Source organism: Massilia agilis (genome assembly GCF_024756255.1).
In the GTDB taxonomy this organism is placed as follows: domain Bacteria; phylum Pseudomonadota; class Gammaproteobacteria; order Burkholderiales; family Burkholderiaceae_D; genus Telluria; species Telluria agilis.
On sequence record NZ_JANUHB010000002.1, the window covers coordinates 557171 to 577572 of the forward strand.

17 protein-coding genes are annotated in these 20402 nt (G+C 66.6%); 6 read left to right on the plus strand and 11 right to left on the minus strand.

Going from position 1 to position 20402, the window contains the following annotated elements; all coding sequences use genetic code 11:
• Nucleotides 1-29: 29 nt before the first annotated feature.
• From NX774_RS09445 to tsaB, 4 genes are read right to left on the minus strand one after another with little or no spacing between them, the layout of a single operon-like run.
• Nucleotides 30-974: a DUF1853 family protein gene (locus tag NX774_RS09445; protein ID WP_258821920.1), complete on the minus strand. Its 945-nt coding sequence runs from the start codon at nucleotides 972-974 to the stop codon at nucleotides 30-32.
• Nucleotides 958-1749, minus strand: a complete 792-nt coding sequence (locus tag NX774_RS09450) for a uracil-DNA glycosylase (RefSeq protein WP_258821921.1) — start codon at nucleotides 1747-1749, stop codon at nucleotides 958-960. The genes NX774_RS09445 and NX774_RS09450 overlap by 17 nt, the downstream gene beginning before the upstream one ends.
• A 5-nt stretch (nucleotides 1750-1754) precedes the next feature.
• A complete protein-coding gene (rimI, locus tag NX774_RS09455) occupies nucleotides 1755-2222 on the minus strand; it encodes a ribosomal protein S18-alanine N-acetyltransferase (RefSeq protein WP_258821922.1) in 468 nt (155 codons plus the stop codon).
• On the minus strand, nucleotides 2222-2932 hold the full coding sequence (gene tsaB / locus NX774_RS09460; RefSeq protein WP_258821923.1) for a tRNA (adenosine(37)-N6)-threonylcarbamoyltransferase complex dimerization subunit type 1 TsaB: 711 nt from the start codon (nucleotides 2930-2932) through the stop codon (nucleotides 2222-2224). Before tsaB ends, rimI begins: the two co-directional genes overlap by 1 nt.
• An 80-nt stretch (nucleotides 2933-3012) precedes the next feature.
• Between tsaB and NX774_RS09465 the strand changes: the two genes are divergently transcribed.
• On the plus strand, nucleotides 3013-3438 hold the full coding sequence (locus tag NX774_RS09465) for a thioredoxin family protein (protein WP_258821924.1): 426 nt from the start codon (nucleotides 3013-3015) through the stop codon (nucleotides 3436-3438).
• Nucleotides 3439-3505: 67 nt separating this feature from the next.
• A complete protein-coding gene (locus NX774_RS09470; RefSeq protein ID WP_258821925.1) occupies nucleotides 3506-4453 on the plus strand; it encodes a sensor domain-containing diguanylate cyclase in 948 nt (315 codons plus the stop codon).
• Between the two features lie 13 nt (nucleotides 4454-4466).
• Here the strand turns inward: NX774_RS09470 and NX774_RS09475 are convergent, their stop codons facing one another.
• The 3 genes from NX774_RS09475 to NX774_RS09485 are packed head-to-tail and all read right to left on the minus strand — an operon-like array spanning nucleotide 4467 to nucleotide 11021.
• Nucleotides 4467-5594 (minus strand): acyltransferase family protein, encoded by a 1128-nt coding sequence (locus NX774_RS09475; RefSeq protein WP_258821926.1) that lies wholly within the window; start codon nucleotides 5592-5594, stop codon nucleotides 4467-4469.
• On the minus strand, nucleotides 5594-7903 hold the full coding sequence (locus NX774_RS09480) for a xanthine dehydrogenase family protein molybdopterin-binding subunit (RefSeq protein WP_258821927.1): 2310 nt from the start codon (nucleotides 7901-7903) through the stop codon (nucleotides 5594-5596). Before NX774_RS09480 ends, NX774_RS09475 begins: the two co-directional genes overlap by 1 nt.
• A complete protein-coding gene (locus NX774_RS09485) occupies nucleotides 7869-11021 on the minus strand; it encodes an EAL domain-containing protein (protein WP_258821928.1) in 3153 nt (1050 codons plus the stop codon). The genes NX774_RS09480 and NX774_RS09485 overlap by 35 nt, the downstream gene beginning before the upstream one ends.
• A gap of 185 nt (nucleotides 11022-11206) precedes the next feature.
• Here NX774_RS09485 and NX774_RS09490 point away from each other — a divergent pair, with 185 nt between their 5' ends.
• Nucleotides 11207-11713, plus strand: a complete 507-nt coding sequence (locus tag NX774_RS09490) for a DUF1993 domain-containing protein (RefSeq protein ID WP_258821929.1) — start codon at nucleotides 11207-11209, stop codon at nucleotides 11711-11713.
• An 87-nt stretch (nucleotides 11714-11800) separates the two neighbouring features.
• Here NX774_RS09490 and NX774_RS09495 read toward each other — a convergent pair whose 3' ends face one another.
• The 3 genes from NX774_RS09495 to NX774_RS09505 all read right to left on the minus strand — a co-directional run bounded on the left by NX774_RS09495 (nucleotide 11801) and on the right by NX774_RS09505 (nucleotide 13184).
• Nucleotides 11801-12004: a DUF1289 domain-containing protein gene (locus NX774_RS09495; protein WP_258821930.1), complete on the minus strand. Its 204-nt coding sequence runs from the start codon at nucleotides 12002-12004 to the stop codon at nucleotides 11801-11803.
• The gene (locus NX774_RS09500; protein WP_258821931.1) at nucleotides 11985-12548 is read right to left on the minus strand and encodes a DUF1415 domain-containing protein; all 564 of its coding nucleotides are present in this window, start codon (nucleotides 12546-12548) and stop codon (nucleotides 11985-11987) included. Before NX774_RS09500 ends, NX774_RS09495 begins: the two co-directional genes overlap by 20 nt.
• A gap of 114 nt (nucleotides 12549-12662) precedes the next feature.
• Entirely contained in the window at nucleotides 12663-13184 is a 522-nt protein-coding gene (locus NX774_RS09505; RefSeq protein ID WP_258821932.1) for an NADPH-dependent FMN reductase, read from the minus strand.
• A gap of 321 nt (nucleotides 13185-13505) precedes the next feature.
• On the opposite strand from NX774_RS09505, the gene NX774_RS09510 reads away from it, so the two are divergent.
• Together NX774_RS09510 and NX774_RS09515 are read left to right on the plus strand one after the other, a co-directional pair.
• Complete coding sequence (locus NX774_RS09510) at nucleotides 13506-14780, plus strand: transglycosylase SLT domain-containing protein (RefSeq protein ID WP_258821933.1); 1275 nt, start codon at nucleotides 13506-13508, stop codon at nucleotides 14778-14780.
• A gap of 352 nt (nucleotides 14781-15132) precedes the next feature.
• Nucleotides 15133-16674 (plus strand): DEAD/DEAH box helicase, encoded by a 1542-nt coding sequence (locus NX774_RS09515; RefSeq protein WP_258821934.1) that lies wholly within the window; start codon nucleotides 15133-15135, stop codon nucleotides 16672-16674.
• A 70-nt stretch (nucleotides 16675-16744) separates the two neighbouring features.
• On the opposite strand, the gene NX774_RS09520 is transcribed toward NX774_RS09515, so the two are convergent.
• The gene (locus NX774_RS09520) at nucleotides 16745-19123 is read right to left on the minus strand and encodes a DUF4214 domain-containing protein (protein WP_258821935.1); all 2379 of its coding nucleotides are present in this window, start codon (nucleotides 19121-19123) and stop codon (nucleotides 16745-16747) included.
• A gap of 167 nt (nucleotides 19124-19290) precedes the next feature.
• Between NX774_RS09520 and selD the strand changes: the two genes are divergently transcribed.
• Nucleotides 19291-20349, plus strand: a complete 1059-nt coding sequence (gene selD, locus NX774_RS09525; protein ID WP_258821936.1) for a selenide, water dikinase SelD — start codon at nucleotides 19291-19293, stop codon at nucleotides 20347-20349.
• The last annotated feature ends 53 nt before the right edge of the window (nucleotides 20350-20402 follow it).

The following is a 20402-nucleotide window of genomic DNA, read 5'->3' on the forward strand; positions in this document are numbered from 1 at the left end:
ACCGTAACGCGTGGGCACAAGTGCCCACCCTACGGGATGCGCCGCGCGGCAGCCCGCTCCCGCCAGTCGTCTGGCACGATAAACCCGCGCTCCACCTCCTCGATGCAGCCCGGCTGCTCACGCACCACCGCCACCAGCACCGGCGACTGGTTCCCCTCGAACTGCGCCGACAGCTCCGCATAAAGCTCGGCGCGGTTCAGTATCCACGTGGCCGACTGCGCCCGGAACGGCGGCAGCCATTGCAGCTTCGGCAGGATCAGGAAGGCATCCCCGGCCAGTCCCTGCACCTCGTCGAGCGCACACCAGAAACCGCGGCAATGCTGCGCCGAGATGCCGGCAATCGTCGGCCAGGTGCCGAGCGGGTAGAACAGCCAGCCCTTGACCAGCGCGTGCGCCTTGACCACCGGCCGCGGCACGAGCGCCTGCGCCGCCGGGTGCCTTCCCAGCTCGAGCTGCTGGTCCACGATCTTGCGCATCTTCTTGCCCAGGGTGTCGGCCAGGTTCGGCCCCACCAGCTCGTCGAACCGGCGCGCGGCCTGCCCTTCGAGCAGGTAGAACTTGGTGGCGAATTCGATGTGCTCGACCCCGCCCGGCCCCGCATCGAGCAGGAAATCGAATTCGCCCACGGTGTCGTTGGGTGAAGAGCGCACCTGCAGGCCATGCGCGACCAGGATGCCGCGCTGTTCGAAGTAGAAGGCCATCAGCTTTTCGGCATACAGCCCGAGCCGCGTGTACATGCGGTTGCCGAGCGCGGCATCGAGGGCGGACGGGTCGTGATCGAGGTCGGCAAGCCATTGCGCCACTTCGGGCGTGACCGGGCCGAGCGTGCCGACCTTGCCGTGCCAGCCGGGGTCGCTCACGTCCAGCAGGTCGGGGGCATCCAGCAGCCAGGCCAGCGCGCGTACCCGCGCGCGCCGCAGGTGCCGCCAGCGCCGATGAAACTGTTCCTGGTAGCTGTCAGCCGGATCGCGCACGGGCCGCCCTCGCCCTGCACAAGTCGGCCCAGGCCAGCGCCTTATCGGCGCCGCGCCGCAGCAGTTCGCCCGGATGCAGCGTGGCCACCAGCGGCACCCCACGCAGTTCGTGCACCTCGCCGCGGCTGCCGCTGAGCGGTTCGGACAGCGGCTTGCCGAGCAGGCCATTGGCGGCGATCTGGCCAAGCGTAAGTACGGTGCCGGCGCCTGCCAGGGCAAGCTCGCGCTCCAGGTAAGGGCGGCAGGCGTTGGCCTCTTCCTGCGTCGGCGCGCGGTCGCCGCCCCGGCTGCTTACCGGGCGGCACTTGACCAGGTTGGTCACGTACACGTCGCGCTCGCGCGCAAGGTCCACCGCGAACAGCATGTTATCGAGCAGCTTGCCGGTGTCGCCGGACAGCGGCGCGCCGGCCTGCTCGTCCGCGGCCGTGCTCGCGCCCGCCGCCACGAACCAGGCCGCCTGGCGGGCACCGCTGCCAAACACCGGCTTGCGGCCCTCCTTGCAGACGCCGCAGCGGTTGCAGCTGGCGACGGCCGCGCGCAGCTCGTCCCAGTCCATGCCGGCAATCTGTTCGTCGGTCGGTGCGCCGTCCGGCACCGCTCGCGCAGCGGCTGGCGCCGCTGGCTCGACCGTTTCTTCCTTGGGCGCCGCCTGCGCGGCAACTGGTACCTGCTCCTGCACGGCCTGCGGCCCCGGTTCGGCCGCCGGCGCGTCGCGCAGCGTCCACAATGGACCGATGCCCATCTCCTGCAGGAATGCCGCGTCGCGTGCGCTCATGCCGCTCATAGCTGGAACCTCATCACGATTGCGTCCTCGCGTTTGCCCTCATGCGCAGGATAGTACCCCTTGCGCCGCCCGATCTCGACAAAGCCATAGCGTTCGTACACCAGCAGCGCGCGTTCGTTGGAGGGCCGCACTTCCAGCAGCACCGACAGCATGCCGTGCTGGCGCGAACGCTCCGACGCCTTGTCGAGCAGCCAGCGGCCCAGCCCCTCGCCCTGCCGCCCGCCGGCCACGGCCACGTCGAGCAGGTGCGCCTCATCGAATGCATACATGAGCAGGAAATAGCCGGCGAGCTCGCCCAGCGGGTCGCGCACGACCCAGGCATCGTAGCCGCTGGCGAGCGAGTCGACAAAATTGGCGCGGCTCCACGGGTGCGGGAACACGCTGTTTTCCAGCGCGCTCACCTCGTCGATGTCCGCGCTCGACATGGGCGCGAAATCGAGCAGGTCGTGGACGCTTGCCGCCATTACGCCTGTCCGCCCTTGGCTGCGTTGATCGCCTGCCGTTCGGCATAGGTGTAGGCGACCTTGTTGCGCAGGTAAAGCGGCTGGGCCTGTGCGGCGGGCACGGCCTGCCCGGCCTGCAGCGCGGGGACCGCCAGCGCGGCCAGTTCACGCGCATGCGGCGCGATGTCGGCCAGTGCGCCGGCCGCGAACGCGCACTGCGCGAACTCCTGCGGATAGGCGGAAAACCCGTTGCCGCACGCGGCCAGGCCTTCGACCAGTTCCGGCGCGACCGCGCCGGGTGCGCTCAAGGCTGGCGGGCGCACGATCTGCCAGCCGTTGTCAAAACGGTACTGGGCCCAGTACACCTCGCCCATGCGCGCATCGAGCACGGCCAGCACGTCGCGCGCGCCGGTGCGCTCGCGGCAGGCCTGCGCCATCGCTTCCAGCGTCACCAGGGGCACCACCGGCAACCCGGCGCCGAACGCGAGCCCTTGCGCCACCCCGCACGCCGTGCGCACGCCCGTGAACGAACCCGGCCCCGCGCCGAACGCCACCGCATCGCAATCGGCCAGGCGCCGGCCCGCTTCGTGCAGCAGCTCCTGCACCATCGGCAGGACGGATTGGGAGTGGGTGCGCACGCCCGACGACTCGCGCCAGGCCAGGCGGTCCCCGTCGAGCAACGCGCACGATGCGAGCTCGGACGAGGTTTCGATAGCAAGAATGATAGGCATCCCCTATTTTAACCCGGCCCACGCCGCCCCAGCCATGCCCGGCCGTGCCGGAAGGCGCCGCTCGTTGTAGAATGCCGCCCATGCATAGCCTGACCCTCGAGCTCGATAACCGCACCGAGGTCGCCGCCGCGCTCGCGGGCGACCGCTGGATCGTCGCGTGCCTGTGCGCCGCCTGGTGCGGCACCTGCGGGTCGTACCGCGCCGCCTTCGACGCGCTCGCCGCGCGCCATCCGGACAAGGTATTCGTCTGGATCGACATCGAAGACCAGGCCGACGTGGTGGGCGACCTCGACGTCGAGAACTTCCCCACGCTGCTGCTGCAGCACGGCGAGACCGTCGCCTTCTTCGGCACCGTGCTGCCCGACCCGGCGGTGGCCGACCGCATGGTGCAGGCGCAGCAGAAAATCCCCGACGCCGAGCAAGCCCGCCTGGCCCAGTCGAGCGACGAGCGCCGCCAGTGGCAGCGCGAGTGCAACCTGCGCACCCTGCTGCGCAACGCCGGCTGACCGCAGGCTGCGCACGGCCGGCAAATTCCGGTATGATCCGGCGGGTTGTCACATACCGAACACTGCCGTGATCCATTCCGAGCCTGACCTGACCGCGCGCGCGCTCAACCTCCTCAATTGCGGCGTCGTCGTGCTTGACGCGAACCACGAGATCGTCTTGTGGAACGGCTGGATGGTGCCGCGCTCGGGCCGCGCCGCCTCGCGCGTGCGCAACCAGTCGCTGTTCGACGTCTTTCCCGTCCTGCGCGGTTCGCGCGTGGAAGCGGCGGTGCTCGGCGCGCTCGCCGACAACGTCACCACGGCCATCCCGCAAACGGAAGAGCATTCGCCCTTCCCGCTGCGCCAGGCCGGCAGCTTCGACGGTCCGCCGATCGACCAGGCGGTGACGGTGACGCCCTTCAGCGAGGGCGACGAGCGCTTCTGCCTGATCGAGATCCGCGACGTGAGCGGCACCGTGGACCGCGAGCGGCGCCTGCTCGACCATGCCGAGTCGCTGCGCGCGCGCTCCTACGTGGATGGCCTGACCGGCATCGCCAACCGCCGCTACTTCGACGTGGCGCTGGACCGCGAGCTGCGCCGCGCCCAGCGCGCCGGCGGCGAGCTGTCGCTGCTCCTGATCGACATCGATTCGTTCAAGGCCTACAACGACCACTTCGGGCACCAGCAGGGCGACGCCTGCCTGGTCACGGTGGCGCAGGCGCTGGCCGGCCAGCTCAAGCGCCCGGCCGACATCGCGGCGCGCTACGGCGGCGAAGAGTTCGCCGCGATCCTGCCCGACACCTCGGCCGAACAGGCGCTGTCGGTGGCCAACGCCATCCGCGAACATGTGGCCTCGCTCGGGCTGGCGCATGCACCGTCCGCGGCGTACCCCATGGTCACCTTGAGCATCGGCGTGGCCAGCTTCGACAAGGAGCGGCTGCACGAGCCGGCGGCGCTGGTCGAGGCTGCGGACAAGGCGCTGTATGCCGCCAAGCACGCCGGGCGCAACCGCGTGGTCTCCAGCGCACAGGTATAGAAACAGTGCGTGCTCAGGAGCTGCGCCGCAAGATCACGTTCGGCGCCGCACCGGGTGACGGGCGCGCGAGCAGCCGCTCGATCGAGATGGCCAGCCAGTAGCAAGCGACGAGCACGGGAAGGTAGATCGCGAAAGTCCAGGTTTGCGAGGCGCCCGCAAGCGCGCGGTAGAGGGCCACGGCGCCGAGCACGACAAACATGTGCGACAAATAGAGCTCGTAGCTCAACTCCCCCATCCGCGCCAGCCACCGCAAACCACGCCACTGCGACGGCGGCTGGCTGTGCGCCGCGATCAGCGCCGCGCTGGCGCCAAGGCACAGCAGGTACATGCCGGACTTGAACAGGTGGCGGTGCACCAGCTCGCCCCAGCCGATGGCGAGCAGGATGCAAAAGCCGCCGAAGATCGCCAGCGCGCGGGCATCGCGCCAGGCCAGCCGCCAGCGCTGGGCCAGCAGCGCGGCCAGCACGCCCCACGCGATGGCGGCCATGCCGGGCAAATAGGCCTTTTCCCACCACACCTCGTCGCTCATCGGCACCAGCGAGCGCAGCGGAACCAGGCTGGCGGCCCACACCAGCAGCGCGGCCACCAGCACCCGGCGCGGCAGCCACAGGCACAGCAAGGGAAAGCCCAGATAGAAAACCTCTTCGATCGAGAGCGACCACAGCACGTCCCAGCCCGCCGGCGCCCAGCCGGTGCGGCCTTCGTACCAGTTGAAGGTGAACGTGAGCGCGGACCCGAGCAGGCCACCCACGCTTTGGCGTCCGTTCTCTGGCGCGAACCCGGGCACGCCAAGCCATGCCAGCGCGCCCAGGATCACCAGCGTCACGCCCAGGAGCGGTAGAATGCGCCTGGCGCGCGCCCGGTAGAAGCGGCCCAGGCTCACGCGCTCCAAGCCCCCGTCGTGCTCGATGATCCGGGTCGTGATCAGGAAGCCGGATATGACGAAGAAGACGAACACCGCCTCGTAGCCATTGAAGCTGATGGCGTTGATCAGCCGCTTTGGCAGCCACTCGCCGAGCAGGCTCGGACCCAGCGGAACCCGGAACGGCAGCGCCAGGTGGTGCACGATCACGAGCAGGATGGCCAGCCCGCGCAGGCTGTCGATGCCGAAATTACGGCGCAGCGGGGATGCGCGCCGCATCACGCCAGCCGCAGCGGCAGGCTGCGCAGGCGCTGGCCCGTCAGCTTGAACACGGCGGCGGCCACCGCGGGCGCGATCGGCGGCACGCCCGGCTCGCCGGCCCCCTGCGGCAGTTCGGCGCTGGGCATGATGATGGTCTCGACCTCGGGCGCCTGGTCGATGCGCAGCACCGGGTAGTCGCCGAAATTGGACTGCGCCACGCGCCCGTCCTTCACGGTGATCTCGCCCGCCAGCGCCGCCGACAGGCCGAACACCACGGCCGACTCCATTTGCTGCGCGACGATGTTCGGGTTGACCACCATGCCGCAATCGACCGCGCAGACGACCTTGTGCACGCGGATGTCCTTGCCCGCTACCGACACCTCGGCCACCTGGGCAACGATGCTGCCAAAGGACTGGTGCAGCGCCACGCCGTGCGCCCTGCCCTCGGCCGGCTTGCCCGCCCGTGCGACGGCGGCGTCGAGCACCGCCAGGTGGCGCGAATGCCGGGCCAGCAGCGCGCGCCGCAGCGCCACCGGGTCCTTGCCGGCCGCGTGCGCCACCTCGTCGATGAAGCTCTCCTTGAAGAACGCATTGTGCGAGTGGCCCACCGAACGCCAGTACCCCACCGGCACCGCGCTGTCCACGATCACGTGCGCAATGTGCTGGTTGGCGATCTCGTACTGCATATCGTACTCGCCCTCGGCCGTGGTCTTGTCCGGCCCCACGCCAGGCAGGCCCAGGTTGCGCGGGTAGTACTGGTGGCCGATCGCGGCGCTGGCAGATTTGCCTTGCCAGGCCAGCACATTGCCAGCCGCGTCGAGCTTTGCAGAAAAGCGCGCCAGCGCCGCCGGGCGATAGACGTCGTGCGTGACGTCGTCTTCGCGCGTCCAGATCAGCTGCACCGGCTTGCCGCCGGAGGCCATCGCCACTGCGACCGCCTGCGCCACCATGTCCACTTCCAGCCTGCGGCCAAAGCCGCCGCCAAGCAAGGGCACCTCGATCGACACGTCGTCCCGGCTCACGCCCGCCACGCGCGCGGCGGCCTGCACCGCCACGCTCGGCACCTGGGTCGAGGCCCACAGCCGGACCTTGCCATCGGCGACCTGCGCGGTGCAGTTGACCGGCTCCATGGTGGCGTGTGCAAGGAAGGGCGCGCGATACTCCGCCGTCACCGTTCTGGCGGCACCGGCCACGTCCTGCGTGCCGCTTTCGTGATAGGTGAAGCCCGATTCGGTATCGAGCGCATGCGCGAATCCCGCAAAAATCGTGTCGTTGGACAGCTTCGCCGTCGCGCCCTCGTTCCAGTTCACCGGCAAGGCCGCCGCGGCCTGTTTGGCCTGCCACCAGTGCTGCGCAATCACCGCCACCCCGGCCCCCGCTCCCATCATCGGCAGCAGCGCGCCCGAAATGTCGAGCACCTTGAGCACACCCGGCATCGACGCCACCCTGGCCGCGTCGAACGATGCGACCGTGGCCCCGAACACCGGCGTCATCCTCACCGCGGCATAGACCATGCCGGGCGGACGCACGTCGATGCCGAACACCGCCGTGCCGTTGACCTTGGCGGGCGAATCGCGGCGCGGCACGGGCTTGCCGATGATGCGAAAATCCCTCGGCTCCTTCAGGCGCACGTCGCCAGGTCCGATGCCGGCGCCAGCGTCGGCCGCGCGCGCGGCCAGCGGCCCGTAGGCCAGGCGCCGGCCGTCCTTGTGGATCACGAATCCATCCTGCGTGCGGCAGTCGTCCGGCGCGGCCTTCCACTGCGCGAGCGCGGCCTTGACGAGCATCGCGCGCGCCACCGCGCCGGCTTCGCGCATCGGCCCCCATGCGTCGCGCACGCTGGTCGAACCGCCGGTGAACATGATGCCCAGCTCGCGCCCGACCTTGGCCAGCAGCCACTGCGCGCCCTGCTTGGTCGAGCCTTTGTCGTCGGGGTGGAACGGCAGGTTGTCTTCCATGACCGCCAGGTTGGCGTAGATCTTGTCGATCGGCGCCTGCATAACGCGCACGGCGGGCAAGGGAACGTCCAGCTCTTCGGCCACCAGCATCGGCAGCGCGGTATGCACGCCCTGCCCCATTTCGCTGCGGGGAACGACGACGGAGACGGTGCCATCGGGCGCGATCGCGACCCAGCCGTTGAGGGCAACCGCACCGCCCGCGACCGGCAGCGGCGCCGAGGAATGCAAACGCTGGCGCGGCGGGGCCAGGCCCCAGCCGACCACCAACGCACCGCCGGCCGCCAGCCCGGCCAGCAGGAAGCGCCTGCGGCCGCGGCTTTTCGGCGCGGCCTGGTCAGCCTGTGGCCGCTGCAATAAGGTTTCGCTCATCCCGTCGTCCCCATCGTGCCAGCAGCTCCTGTGCGCTCGCCGGCTTGCTGTAATAGTAGCCCTGTGCGCGGTTGCAGCCGTGGCGCAGCAGGAACGCTGCCTGTTCGGCGGTCTCGACGCCTTCCGCGATGACCGACAGGTTCAGGCTCTTGCCGAGCTGGATGATCGCGACCGTGATCGCCTCGTCGTTGGCATCGGTCGAAATGTCCTTGATGAAGCTGCGGTCGATCTTCAGCGTCTGCACCGGCAATTTCTTCAAGTATGCCAGCGAAGAGTAACCTGTGCCAAAGTCGTCGATCGCCAGGCCCACGCCGACCTCGTGCAGGTCGTTGATGAACTGGAGCGCGTCGCCGGTGTTCATGATCACCGATTCCGTCACTTCGAGCTGCAGCCGCGCCGGCTCCAGCCTTGATTCGCGCAGCACGCCGTCGACCATGGCCGCGATGCTGCCGCGCTCGAACTGGCGCACCGACAGGTTGACCGCCAGCTTGGGCACAACGAAGCCCGCTTCCTGCCAGCTCACCATCTGCGTGCACGCCTGCTGCAGCACCCATTCGCCAAGCTGGCTGATGAAGCCCGTGTCCTCAGCCAGCGGGATGAAGCGCGCCGGCGGCACCAGGCCCAGCTCCGGGTTCTGCCAGCGCACCAGCGCCTCGACCCCGATCAGGCGGCCGGAATCGATCTCCACCTGCGGCTGGTAGTGCAGGAAGATCTCGCCCTTTTCGATCGAGCGGCGCAGCATGGTCTCGATGCGCAGGCGTTCCAGGCCTTCGCCAGTCATGGACGGCGCGTAGAACTGGAAGTTGTTGCGCCCGCGTGCCTTGGCCTGGTACATCGCCACGTCCGCATTCCGGATCAGCATGTTCAGGTCCTGCGCGTCTTGCGGGTACATGCTCACGCCCACGCTGCAGGTGACGAACAATTCGTAGTCGGACACCGTGAACGGTTGCTCGAACATCGACACCAGCTTGCCCGCCACGTGGCCGGCGCCGAACTGGCCGTCGATGTTTTCGAGCAGGACGATGAACTCGTCACCGCCCAGGCGCGCCAGCGTGTCGCCCTCGCGCAGGTTGCTCGACAGCGCCCGCGCCACCTGCTTGAGCAGCTCGTCGCCAATGTGGTGGCCAAGCGTGTCGTTCACGTTCTTGAAGCGGTCCAGGTCGATGAACAGCACCGCCAGCTCGGTCTTGTTGCGCCCGGCCTGCTGCAGCGCGTGCTGCAGGCGGTCGTGGAACAGCAGCCGGTTCGGCAGCGCGGTCAGCGGGTCGTGGTGCGCCAGGTGGTCGAGCTTGGTCTGCGCTTCCTTGGCGCGCGTGATGTCGCTGAATACGGCCACGTAATGGGTCACCGCGCCCGAATCGTCGCGCACGGCCGACACCGTCAGCCATTCAAGGTACACCTCGCCATTCTTGCGGGCGTTCCAGATCTCGCCGCGCCAGAAACCGGTTTCGGCCAGGTCGCGCCACAGCGCGTCGTAGAAGCGCTCGTCGTGGCGCTTGGAGCTCGTCAGGCTGGACTGCTGGCCCAGCGCTTCGGCCTCGGTGTAGCCGGTGATCTGGGTGAACGCGGGGTTGGTGGCGATGATCTTGCCGTTCAGGTCGATCACCATCACGCCGTCGGCAATGTGCTCGAGCGCGGTGGCCCACAGGCGCAGGTTTTCGTCGGCCAGCTTGCGTGCCGTGATGTCGGCATAGACCCAGAGGCTGCCTTCGTGCGGCCGCAGCGGGTCGAGCGCGCGCCCGCTCACCAGGCACCAGATCAGGCTGCCGTCGCGGCGCCGGAACTGGCGCTCTTCCTCGACCTTGCCGCCCTCCGCCAGGACCGGGTAGTAGCACTCGCCGGCGCGCTCGTACTCGTGCGGGCTGGGGAACAGCAGTTCGGTCGAGGCGCCGACCAGCTGGCCGTTGGTGTAGCCGAACAGCTCCTCGCAATGGCGGTTGGCCGAGATGACGCGCCGCTCGCGCACGAACATCACGCCGAACATCACGTTGTCGAGGATGACGCCCTGCTCGGTCAGCAGCTCCTCGATCTGCATCTCGTTGTGCTTGCGTTCGCTGATGTCGTAGATGATGCCGTCGATACGGCAGGCCGACACGTCCGGCTCGTCCACCGGCTGGCCGCTTTCCAGCACCCAGCGCTCGATGCCCCAGGCGTCGATGATGCGGTACTCGACCTCGTAGGGCCGGCCAGCCTCCACCGCCTCCTTGACCACGCGCCGCTGCATGCGCCGGTCTTCCGGGCAGATGAGGTCGGACCAGTGTTCGGCCGGCGCGCCCATAAAGCGCTTGGCCGGATACCCGGTGATCTCCTCGGCCGCGTCGCTGACGAATTCGATCGCGCCGCCGAAACGGGCGCGGAACACCACGCCCGGTACCTGGGCCACGATCGAGCGAAAGCGTTCCTCGCGCCGGCCGATGTCGAGGAACAGGTTGCGGATCGCGATGCGCATGCTGTCCATCTGGCTACCGAGCAGTCCCAGCTCGTCGCTGGCGGCGAGCACCAGCGGGGTTTCGAAGTCGCCGCGCGAGAGGCGGTCGGAAAAACCGGTCAGCGCGCGCAGCGGCTGCAACAGGCGATATTTGAGGAACAACGCGATGAGCAGGACCGAACCGGCCAACTGCCCGGCCAGCACCAGCGCCCGGTTCACCTGCCGGGTGTGCAGCTCGTGCTGGCTGCGCAGGTCGTCCATCTCGACCGTGATGGTGCCGATCGGCTGGCCGTGCATGAACACATGGCGCTGCGCGCGCCGCAGTTGGCCGGCCGGGACGCGGGTCGAACGCAGATCGACAAAGCCGGGGTCGGACGCGCCGCGCACCACCACATGCACGACTGAAGGGTCCCGCATCACCGACTCGGCGAGCTGGCGCGCCGCTTCGGCGTTCATGTTCCAGAGCGATTCCTGCACGCCCAGCGCCAGGATGTCGGCGTTGCGCTGCAGCGACTCGTTCAGCGCCGTCTCGGCGGCGCGCTGCTCCTGCACGCCGATCAGGAAATAACTGCCCACGCCGGCCGGAATCGCCAATCCTCCCAGCACAACCAACAGCAGTGCGCCATAGATCGACTTCCCGTAGATCTTGCCCAGGTAAAGAGGGAATCGGAAGAAATCGGTCTTCGGCATGAAATGATCCGAAATGTTAAAAAACTAGCTGCCTAGCGAGCAATATTGCACGTCAACATTATGCGCCTAAACCTTGCTCCAAGTCACCAAAATTGGAGAGGAGAAACTAAAGGTGCAAAATGTGCAATTCGATACGCGGATTGAAGGGAGTTGTTATCATTGCGTCATTTCTGAAGGAGACCAACATGACCGTTTCAATGTACGACGCTGCGGTGCCCGTGTTCCGCCAGATGCTGGGCAGCCTGTCCGCCATTTTGGAGAAGGCCGAGGCGCACGCCAGCGCGCGCAAGATCGAGCCGGCGGCGCTGCTGCAGGCGCGGCTGTATCCGGATATGTTCCCGCTCACACGCCAGGTGCAGATCGCGGCCGACTTCGCCAAGGGAGCGTGCGCGCGCCTGGCGGGTGTCGAGGTGCCGCGCTACGAGGATACGGAGCAGAGCTTTGGCGAGCTGCGCCAGCGGATCGAGAAGACGCTGGCGTTCATCGAAGGCTTGCCGCGCGAGGCGATCGCCGCCAGCGAGGCGCGCGACATCGTGCTGACGGTGGCGGGCAACACCCGCGAGTTCAAGGGCCAGCCTTACCTGCTGCATTACGCGCTGCCCAACTTCTATTTTCACCTGACGACCGCGTACGCAATCCTGCGCCACAGCGGGGTCGAAATCGGCAAGCGCGATTTCATCGGCAGTTTCTAAGGCGGGTTGCATGCGTAGGGTGGGCTCTCGAGCCCACGCGTTCGCACGCGTCTCCGAACGGCGTGGGCTCGAGAGCCCACCCTACCCTCAGCCGTTGCGGCGGGGGTAGCCCTGCGACAGGATGCGCTGCCACACGACTTCTTTCTGTTCTGCGCTCATCGACACCCAGTGCGCGACCTCGACCACGGTGCGCCCGCAGCCGCGGCACACCTCGTCGAACGTGGTCGAGCAAACCGCCACGCACGGTGTGTCCGGCCGTGGCGGCAGCTTGTCAGCGGGCAGGTCCGACATCGAGCTTGTCCCAGCCCTCGTGGCCGAGCTTTTCCATGGTCTCGATGTTCTTCTCGAAGATCTTGGCCGCGTCGGGGAAGGCCTCGACCGCGCGCGCGATGCTGTCTTCGCGCAGCAGGTGCAGGATCGGGTACGGCGCGCGGTTGGTGTAGTTCGAGATGTCGTTCTGGTCCGTGTCCGCGAACTGGAACTCGGGGTGGAAGCTGGCCACCTGCAGCTCGCCCTCGAGCTCCATGTCTTCCAGTGCGGCGTCGGCGACGTCGAGGAAGTCGTTGAAATCGAGGAATTCGGTCAGCACGCCCGGGTGGATCAGCAGCGTGGTGTCGATCTTTTCCGCGCTGGTGTCGGACAGCAGCTGCAGCTCGTCCATCAGCTGCTCCAGCAGCGCCTCGGGGGTGGTGGCGTGCGACACCACGTAGCGCACCTGTTCCTTCACATACACCGACTTGGCAAACGGACAAAGGTTCAGGCCGATCACCGCGCGTTCCAGCCAGCGGCGGGTCGCTTCGATGACCGCATCATCGTTCAGGTCGGTAGTGCTCATGTGATGCCTTCTAAAAAATGCGCTCCGCGCAAAGCCGGGATTGTACGCACTCTTTGCGTGCGCTCATAGTTCCGGCGATGGCAGACTGTACCTTTTAGACAGCCCCGAGCATTGCTACGGTGCCGCCAGCACCTCGACCGCGCCGCGCAGGGCCTGCACCATGTCGGGCCGCGCCAGGATGCCGTCCACCCCCATCCGGCTGCCCTGCAGCGGCAGGTCGATCGAGGCTTCGGGCACCAGCCGCAGGCACATCGTGCGCAAGATCTCGCGCAGCGACTCCTGCGCATGGTAGGCGCGGGGCGATGTGTTGAGCAGCGCAACGCGCTTGCCCGGCAGGTGCTGCATGCTCACCACCCAGTCGAGCGCGTTCTTCAACACGCCGGTCACGCCGTGGGCGTACTCGGGGCTGGCGATCAGCACCGCGTCCGCTTCGGCCAGCGCGGTGCGCCATGCGGTCACCGGCTCCGGCGCCGCGTTGTCGAGGTCAGGGTTGAACAGCGGCAGCGCGCCAATGCCGTCGAACAGGCGCACATCTGCCCACGGCGGGGCCACCTGTTGGGCTGCCCGCAGGGCTGCCGTGTTGTAGGAAGCGGCCCGCAGGCTGCCGGAGACGGCGAGGATCACAGAGTTTTTCATACTTGAACAGTGTCACGTTGGAATTACAGTGCTGCAAGCAAATATACTCCGTCGCGGCGCGATGCGCTGCCTCGAAAGTAACCGGCGGTCAATGCCGTCACCGGCAGAATTTCACATTTCGGATTGTTCTTAGAGGCAAAAAAGTTGTTGTTCCATTAGTGCCATTACAAAGATTGCCGCAAAGAATCAAGCACTTAACAATAGATTTAAAACGGAAAAATTTGTAACGAGCTCGACATATTTCTTGACTGGCTTGGGCCCTCATCCTTACACTCCCAAACTCCCCGGCCAAGTAGTTCCCGGACGCAACACTGGATAGCTATGCACGAAACGACCCGCATTTCCCGCGCAGTGGCCGCTTTGGCTTTCCTGCTCGCCCCTGCCCTCAGCCACGCCGCCGACAACGCCAGCACTGGCGCGCCGGTAGCCAGCATCCGCAGCGCCCCGGCGCAGTCCGGTGCGTCCAGGCTGGACGACTACAAGGACCCGGACCTGTGGGGCCGCATTCGCAGCGGCTATGCCATTCCCGACCTGGACAATGCGCTGGTCACGCGCAACACGCAGTGGTACGTGAGCCGGCCAGATTACCTGGCGCGCACCGCCGGCCGCGCCTCGCTGTACCTGTACCACGTGGTGTCCGAGCTCGAAAAGCGCGGCATGCCGACCGAGCTGGCCCTGCTGCCGGTGATCGAATCGGCGTTCAACCCGCAGGCGCTGTCCACCGCCAACGCATCCGGCCTGTGGCAGTTCGTGCCGGGCACCGGCAAGGACTTCAACCTCAAACAGAACATGTTCAAGGACGAGCGCCGCGGCGTGCTGGCCTCGACCGATGCGGCGCTCACCTACCTGCAGCGGCTGTACACCATGTTCGGCGACTGGCAGCTTGCGCTGGCCGCCTACAACTGGGGCGAAGGCAATGTCCAGCGTGCCATCAAGCGCAACCAGGCGCTGGGCAAGCCCACCGATTTCGACAGCCTGTCTGACCTGATGCCGGCCGAGACGCGCAACTACGTGCCCAAGCTGCAGGCGGTGAAGAACATCATCGCCAACCCGGGCCAGTACGGCATCAGCCTGCCGAACATCGAGAACTCGCCCTACTTCACCCAGGTGGACAAGACCAGCGACATCGACGTGGCGATCGCCGCCCAGCTGGCCGAAATGTCGGTGGACGAATTCAAGGCGCTCAACCCGCAGTTCAAGAAGCCGGTGATCACCGGCGAAGAGACCAAGATCCTGCTGCCGAAGCAAAACGCGGAAAAGTTCCACATCAACCTGTCGCAGTGGGGCCGCGCGCTGTCCACCTGGACCACGCACAAGATCACCGGCGCCAAGGAGAGCATCGCCACGCTGGCGTCCAAATTCCACACCACGCCTGAAGTGATCCGCCAGGCCAACAACATTCCGGCGCAAAGCCGCCTGAAGACCGGTTCCACGATCCTGGTGCCCAAGACCTCGGCCAGCACCGGCGACATTGCCGAAAGCGTGATGGACAGCGCCGTCGTGTCGTTCGAGGCCGACCACCGCAACCGCACCAGCAACAAGTACAGCGGCACGTCGCGCTTCAAGCCGCGCAACGGCCACACCCACAAGCGCTGACGCGGCAGTGGCCGCGCCGCAAAAAAAACAGGGCGGACTATACATGCAGGCCCAAACTGCGGTATAGTTCGTTTTGTGCGCTGCAAAAAGCACCGCCGCTCCCATCGCGGCAAGTAGTTCGCAAGCAGTATCACTAGCAGCTTCGCAAGCCCAAGGTATCCACGAGATACCCTCCCGAAAAGCCCTCCGCCCTGTGTGCCGCAACCTGGCACCGTCCCGGCGCAAAGCTTTTGTGCCGAAATTTCTTTTTCATCTTTTAAGTCATTTCGTTGTTGGTTGGTTCGCGTTGCTATTTTCGCGCTCGTCCTTGATGGCCCGGGCGCCCACTTGAAAGAAACGAGTAAAGTAGACAATGAATTTTGAAGCACTAGGCTTACACCCTTCTATCGTCAAAGCCGTCACCGACGCCGGCTACACCCAGCCGACCCCGGTCCAGGAACAGGCCGTGCCGGCCGGCATTGGCGGGCGTGACCTGCTGGTGTCGTCGCAGACCGGCTCGGGCAAGACCGCAGCCTTCATGCTGCCGGCCCTGCATAAACTGGCCAGCGCGGAACAGGCGCCGATGGGCCGCACCGCTGCGCAGGAAGCGCAGTCGGCCCGCTCGCGCGGCGAGCGCGTACGTTTCCGCCCGGCCCAGCCGAAAATGCTGGTGCTGACCCCGACCCGCGAACTGGCGCTGCAGGTCACCACCGCCACCGAAAAATACGGGGCGAACATCCGCCGCGTCCGCGCGGTGTCGATCCTGGGCGGCATGCCCTACCCCAAGCAGATGCAACTGCTGGCCAAGAATCCGGAAATCCTGGTGGCAACGCCGGGCCGCCTGATCGACCACATGGAGTCGGGCAAGATCGACTTCTCCCAGCTCGAGATGCTGGTGCTCGACGAAGCGGACCGCATGCTGGACATGGGCTTCATCGAGGACATCGAAAAGATCGTCGCCGCCACGCCTGAAAGCCGCCAGACCATGCTGTTCTCCGCAACGCTCGACGGCGTGGTGGGCAACATGGCGCGCCGCATCACCAAGGACCCGCTGGTGATCCAGATCGCCAGCGCCACCAAGCGCCACGAGAACATCGAGCAGCGCGTGCACTTTGTGGACGACCTGTCGCACAAGAACCGCCTGCTCGACCACGTGCTGCGCGACGACGCGCTCGACCAGGCCGTGGTGTTCACCGCGACCAAGCGCGACGCCGACATGATCGCCGACCGCCTGAACATCGCCGGCTTTGCCGCCGCTGCGCTGCACGGCGACATGCACCAGGGCGCGCGCAACCGCACCCTGAACGGCCTGCGCCGCGGCCAGGTCAAGGTGCTGGTGGCAACCGACGTGGCCGCGCGCGGCATCGACGTGCCGAACATCACCCACGTGGTCAATTACGACCTGCCGAAGTTCCCCGAGGACTACGTGCACCGCATCGGCCGCACCGGCCGTGCCGGCCGCAACGGCCTGGCGATCTCGCTGGTGAACCACGCCGAGAGCATGCACGTGCGCCGCATCGAGCGCTTCACCAAGCAGCCGATCCCGGTGAACGTGGTCGAAGGCCTGGAGCCGAAGCGCGCGCCGGCACCCCGTTCGGCTGCACGTCCGGGCTGGAAGCCGGGCGAAGGCCGCTACGGCAAAAAGCCGGGCCAGCGCAGCTTCGGCCCCGGCGCACCGCGCCGCGAGGGCGAGGGCCAGAGCCGTCCGAACGAAGGCTTCAACCGTCCGAACGAAGGCTACCGTGCCAACGACGGCCGCCGTTCGAACGAAGGCTACCGCTCGGGCGAAGGCCAGCGCGCGGGCGACCGTCCGCAGCGCTCCGGTGAGGGCTACAACAACCGCTCCGGCGGTGGCTACAAGGGCTCGCACCCGCGCTCGACCGACAGCGCGCGCCGCAATTTCGGCGACTACTGATCGCGTCCAGCGTGAATGAAAAACGGCTGCCCCGGCAGCCGTTTTTTTTTACATGTTTGCCCGGCGCGCCCTAGTTCGCCGTCCAATGGATTTGCCCGTGCAATGGCGGCCCGAAAATTTCGCAGCGCCGTTCGAAGCGCGCGTCCAGCGCTGTCAATCGGCCTTGCTCGTAACGGATGTTGTCAATGACGAACCAGCCGGCAATCTGATTGCATCCCGCCCCGCCGCCAGCCCAGTCGATGCCCCCCTTGAGGGGATTGTTGAAAGGATACCGCTGCAGGCCCCCGTAGTAACCCACCTGCAATTGCGCGAGGCTCTCCATCCCCACCAGGTCACCGTACCAATACAACTCGCTGCGGATGTCGACATGGATGCGGTTGCCAAATGCGGAGACGGCGATCGGTGCATTACTCGGGGTGTACACGTACAGCCGCGCGCCCGACCCGCTCATCGCCGTCATGTCAATCAGGACGAAGTTGCCCGTCGCTGGTGTTGTGCCTGGCGCCGGTTGCCACAGTCCCGATGGCGGTGGATAGACCGGCCCTGGCGGCGCGGTCGTAGCGCCTTCCGACCAGTGGACCTTGCCGTGCAGGCGGCCAGTGGATCCTTGGCAGCGTAGCTCGAACCGCAAGTCGAGCTCTGTCAGGCGTCCCTGCGCATACGTCACCTTATCCAGCGCAAACCACGCGCTTTCCAGGCCGCACCCCCTTCCCTCGCCCTGCCAGGAAAGACCTGCCGCGAACGGATTTTCCATGGGACCGCGGGTGATGTTGCCGTAATAGCCCGCCTGTAACGCCGTCAACGGGACCATGGCCGCGAAATCGCCCCGCCACTGTTGGTCGCCCGTCACGCCGATACGCACGCGCGCATCGGCAGCGTCGACGGTCAGCTTCGCGTCACCACCAGTATAGAGGTAGCTCTTGCCAGCGCCGATGTAATCGCCCTGCTCGCTGGCGAGGTAAACATAATTGCCCGCTTGCGGGGTCGCGCTGTCCGGCGGCTGCCAGAGCCCGTCCGGCACCGGCGGAATCACCGGGCGTGGTGCAGGCGTGTTATCCAAAGCACTCCAGCGGATGCGCCCACGCAGCGCAGGTTCGCCACCTTGGCAATGCTGCTCGAACCGCAAATCAAGCGCCTTCAGTGTCGTTCCCTCGTACGTCACGCTGTCAACCACGAACCATCCGGTTTCGTCGCCGCAGCCGCGTCCTGCGCCACTCCAGTCCAGCCCGCCTTTGGCCAAGTCATGGAACGGCCAACGGGCCAGGTCGCCGTAATAACCACGCTCCAGCCGGGTCATGGTGTTCCGGACGACAAAGTGGCCGCTCCAGTTGACGTCGCTCGTCACGTCGACCGTAAGCGTGGCCCCAGCCGCGTCAACCTTGAACAGGGCATTTGACGGCGTGTAGAGCAGCGTCGCCCCGCCGCCGACATAATCGCCTTGCTGGCTGGCGAGGTAGACCATGTTGCCGGAAGCCGGCAACTCGCTGTCGGAGGGTCTCCACAGCACCCGGACAGACACCTTGGAGACGGCGCTTGTCTTCACGCCGTCGCTGACGGTCATCGACAGCTCGTAGGTTCCGAGCTGGTCCGGGATAAAAGACGGCCTCGCCGACGCCGGTTGCAGCAGCACCGCCGCGCTGCCCGCGGGCCGGGAGGTGACCACCCACGTGTAGATGGCCGGTTTGCCCACCGACACGGTACTAAGGCTACCGTCCAGGGTGACAAGGCGACCGAGGTCGGCAATCTGGTTTGCGCCGGCGTTCGCGATGGGGACGTACGTGACGCCAGGCTCCAGGAACGGAATGCCTGACTGGATGCTGCCGATGACGCCGGCCTTGTTCTCCGCGCTCTCGCTGAAGCCGACGAGCACCTGCGGCAGCGTTGCGGCCCCGCGCTCAAGCGCATTTCTCCAGAAATCGATGCCCGCCTGTTCGCCGTCGCGTCCGAGTATGTTTCGATACAGGCCCTCAACGATCTGCTGGCTGCCCGGGCTGCCACCGTAGACCGACTTGAATTCATCCGACTGGATGAACCCATCGGCCACCTGCTGCGCGCTGACCCCAGACTGGATGGCCTGGATCCAGAAACCGGTCCCGCCCGCGTCCGGTGTCCGGTTGAACGCAGCCTTGTAGAGCCGGTACGCTTGCGCCGCGGGTCCATCGGGGTCGAGCACGACCGACACGTCGGCAAACCGCAAGCGAGTGCCGGGCTGCACATCCATCAGCCACTTGCCCCCGTTGGCCAGGTCGGTAATGGCATAGCCATTCGGCACGGTCGAGATGCCATAAGTAGCGCGTTCGCGGTCGAAAATACGTAACTCGCCCGTCCCGATTTGCGCTTGCCCGAGCAACCTCGTCTGGCCGGTAGTGGGAAGGCGCTCTTCATTAGCGCCACACCCCGCGAGAAAGGAGACCAACAGGACAACGAGCAGACGCAGCGCATGCCGCATGGATAAGCTCCGGTGGATGGGGAAAGCTCTATGTTACCGAGAATTAACCTTGCAATAATCACACAAAAGCACGCACGGCATCGGAAAGGCCGAGCAAGCGGGGGTAGCCAAGTTGGGCGATAATCACGCGTTACACATGAACCAACCTGACAAACTGGAGCCACACGATGAGCGTTGCCACTGACCAAGCGATCCGACTGACCTCTTTTTCCCACGGCGGCGGCTGCGGCTGTAAGATCGCGCCCGGTGTGCTGTCCGAAATTTTGAAGAAGTCGAGCGGCTTCCCGGTGCCGCCGCAGCTCATGGTCGGCATCGAGACCGCGGACGACGCCGCGGTGTACAAGCTCAACGACGAGCAGGCGCTGATCGCCACCACCGACTTCTTTATGCCGATCGTGGACGACCCGTTCGACTTCGGCCGCATTGCCGCCACCAACGCGATCTCTGACGTGTACGCAATGGGCGGCACGCCGATCATGGCGCTCGCCCTGGTGGGCATGCCGATCAACAAGCTGCCGCTGGACACCATCGGCCAGATCATCCGTGGCGGCGAATCGGTGTGCGCCGAAGCGGGCATCCCGATCGCCGGCGGCCACACCATCGACTCGGTGGAGCCGATCTACGGCCTGGTGGTGATGGGGCTGGTGCACCCGTCCAAGGTCAAGCGCAACGCCGACGCGCGTGCCGGCGACGTGCTGGTGCTGGGCAAGCCGCTTGGCGTGGGCGTGCTGTCGGCCGCGCTCAAGAAGAACGCGCTCGGCGAGGAAGGCTACGCCGCGATGATCGCCAACACCACCAAGCTGAACAAGCCGGGCAAGCTGCTGTCCGAGATGGCCGGCGTGCATGCGCTGACCGACGTCACCGGCTTTGGCCTGCTGGGCCACCTGCTGGAACTGGCGCGCGGCGCCAGGCTGGCCGCGCAGCTGGACATGAAAGCAATCCCGCTGCTGCCCGGCGTCGAGCAGCTAGCGCACGACGGGTTCTTCACCGGCGCGTCGGGCCGCAACTGGGACGCGTATGGTCACGACGTGCAGCTCGCGCCGGGCATCACCGCCGCCCAGCGCGCGCTGCTGACCGATCCGCAGACCTCGGGCGGCCTGCTGGTGTCGTGCGATCCTGGCAGCGTGGACGAGGTGCTCGCGCTGTTCAAGCGTGAAGGCTTCGAGAGTGCGGCAGTCATCGGGCGGATGGAGGCAGGAACGGCACAGGTAACTGTAGCGGCCTGAACCAGCAGGCGTTCGCGCCTTCGAAGCCAGGCGCGTTGATGCTTTCCGGCCCG

Bases quoted from the DNA above. Each gene is read 5' to 3' on its own strand.
- NX774_RS09505 (WP_258821932.1), bottom strand. From the start codon at position 13,184: ATGAAAAACTCTGTGATCCTCGCCGTCTCCGGCAGCCTGCGGGCCGCT.
- NX774_RS09495 (WP_258821930.1), bottom strand. From the start codon at position 12,004: ATGTCGGACCTGCCCGCTGACAAGCTGCCGCCACGGCCGGACACACCG.
- NX774_RS09500 (WP_258821931.1), bottom strand. From the start codon at position 12,548: ATGAGCACTACCGACCTGAACGATGATGCGGTCATCGAAGCGACCCGC.
- NX774_RS09485 (WP_258821928.1), bottom strand. From the start codon at position 11,021: ATGCCGAAGACCGATTTCTTCCGATTCCCTCTTTACCTGGGCAAGATC.
- NX774_RS09465 (WP_258821924.1), top strand. From the start codon at position 3,013: ATGCATAGCCTGACCCTCGAGCTCGATAACCGCACCGAGGTCGCCGCC.
- rimI (WP_258821922.1), bottom strand. From the start codon at position 2,222: ATGGCGGCAAGCGTCCACGACCTGCTCGATTTCGCGCCCATGTCGAGC.
- NX774_RS09475 (WP_258821926.1), bottom strand. From the start codon at position 5,594: ATGCGGCGCGCATCCCCGCTGCGCCGTAATTTCGGCATCGACAGCCTG.
- NX774_RS09515 (WP_258821934.1), top strand. From the start codon at position 15,133: ATGAATTTTGAAGCACTAGGCTTACACCCTTCTATCGTCAAAGCCGTC.
- NX774_RS09520 (WP_258821935.1), bottom strand. From the start codon at position 19,123: ATGCGGCATGCGCTGCGTCTGCTCGTTGTCCTGTTGGTCTCCTTTCTC.
- NX774_RS09490 (WP_258821929.1), top strand. From the start codon at position 11,207: ATGACCGTTTCAATGTACGACGCTGCGGTGCCCGTGTTCCGCCAGATG.
- selD (WP_258821936.1), top strand. From the start codon at position 19,291: ATGAGCGTTGCCACTGACCAAGCGATCCGACTGACCTCTTTTTCCCAC.
- NX774_RS09480 (WP_258821927.1), bottom strand. From the start codon at position 7,903: ATGAGCGAAACCTTATTGCAGCGGCCACAGGCTGACCAGGCCGCGCCG.
- NX774_RS09450 (WP_258821921.1), bottom strand. From the start codon at position 1,749: ATGAGCGCACGCGACGCGGCATTCCTGCAGGAGATGGGCATCGGTCCA.
- tsaB (WP_258821923.1), bottom strand. From the start codon at position 2,932: ATGCCTATCATTCTTGCTATCGAAACCTCGTCCGAGCTCGCATCGTGC.
- NX774_RS09510 (WP_258821933.1), top strand. From the start codon at position 13,506: ATGCACGAAACGACCCGCATTTCCCGCGCAGTGGCCGCTTTGGCTTTC.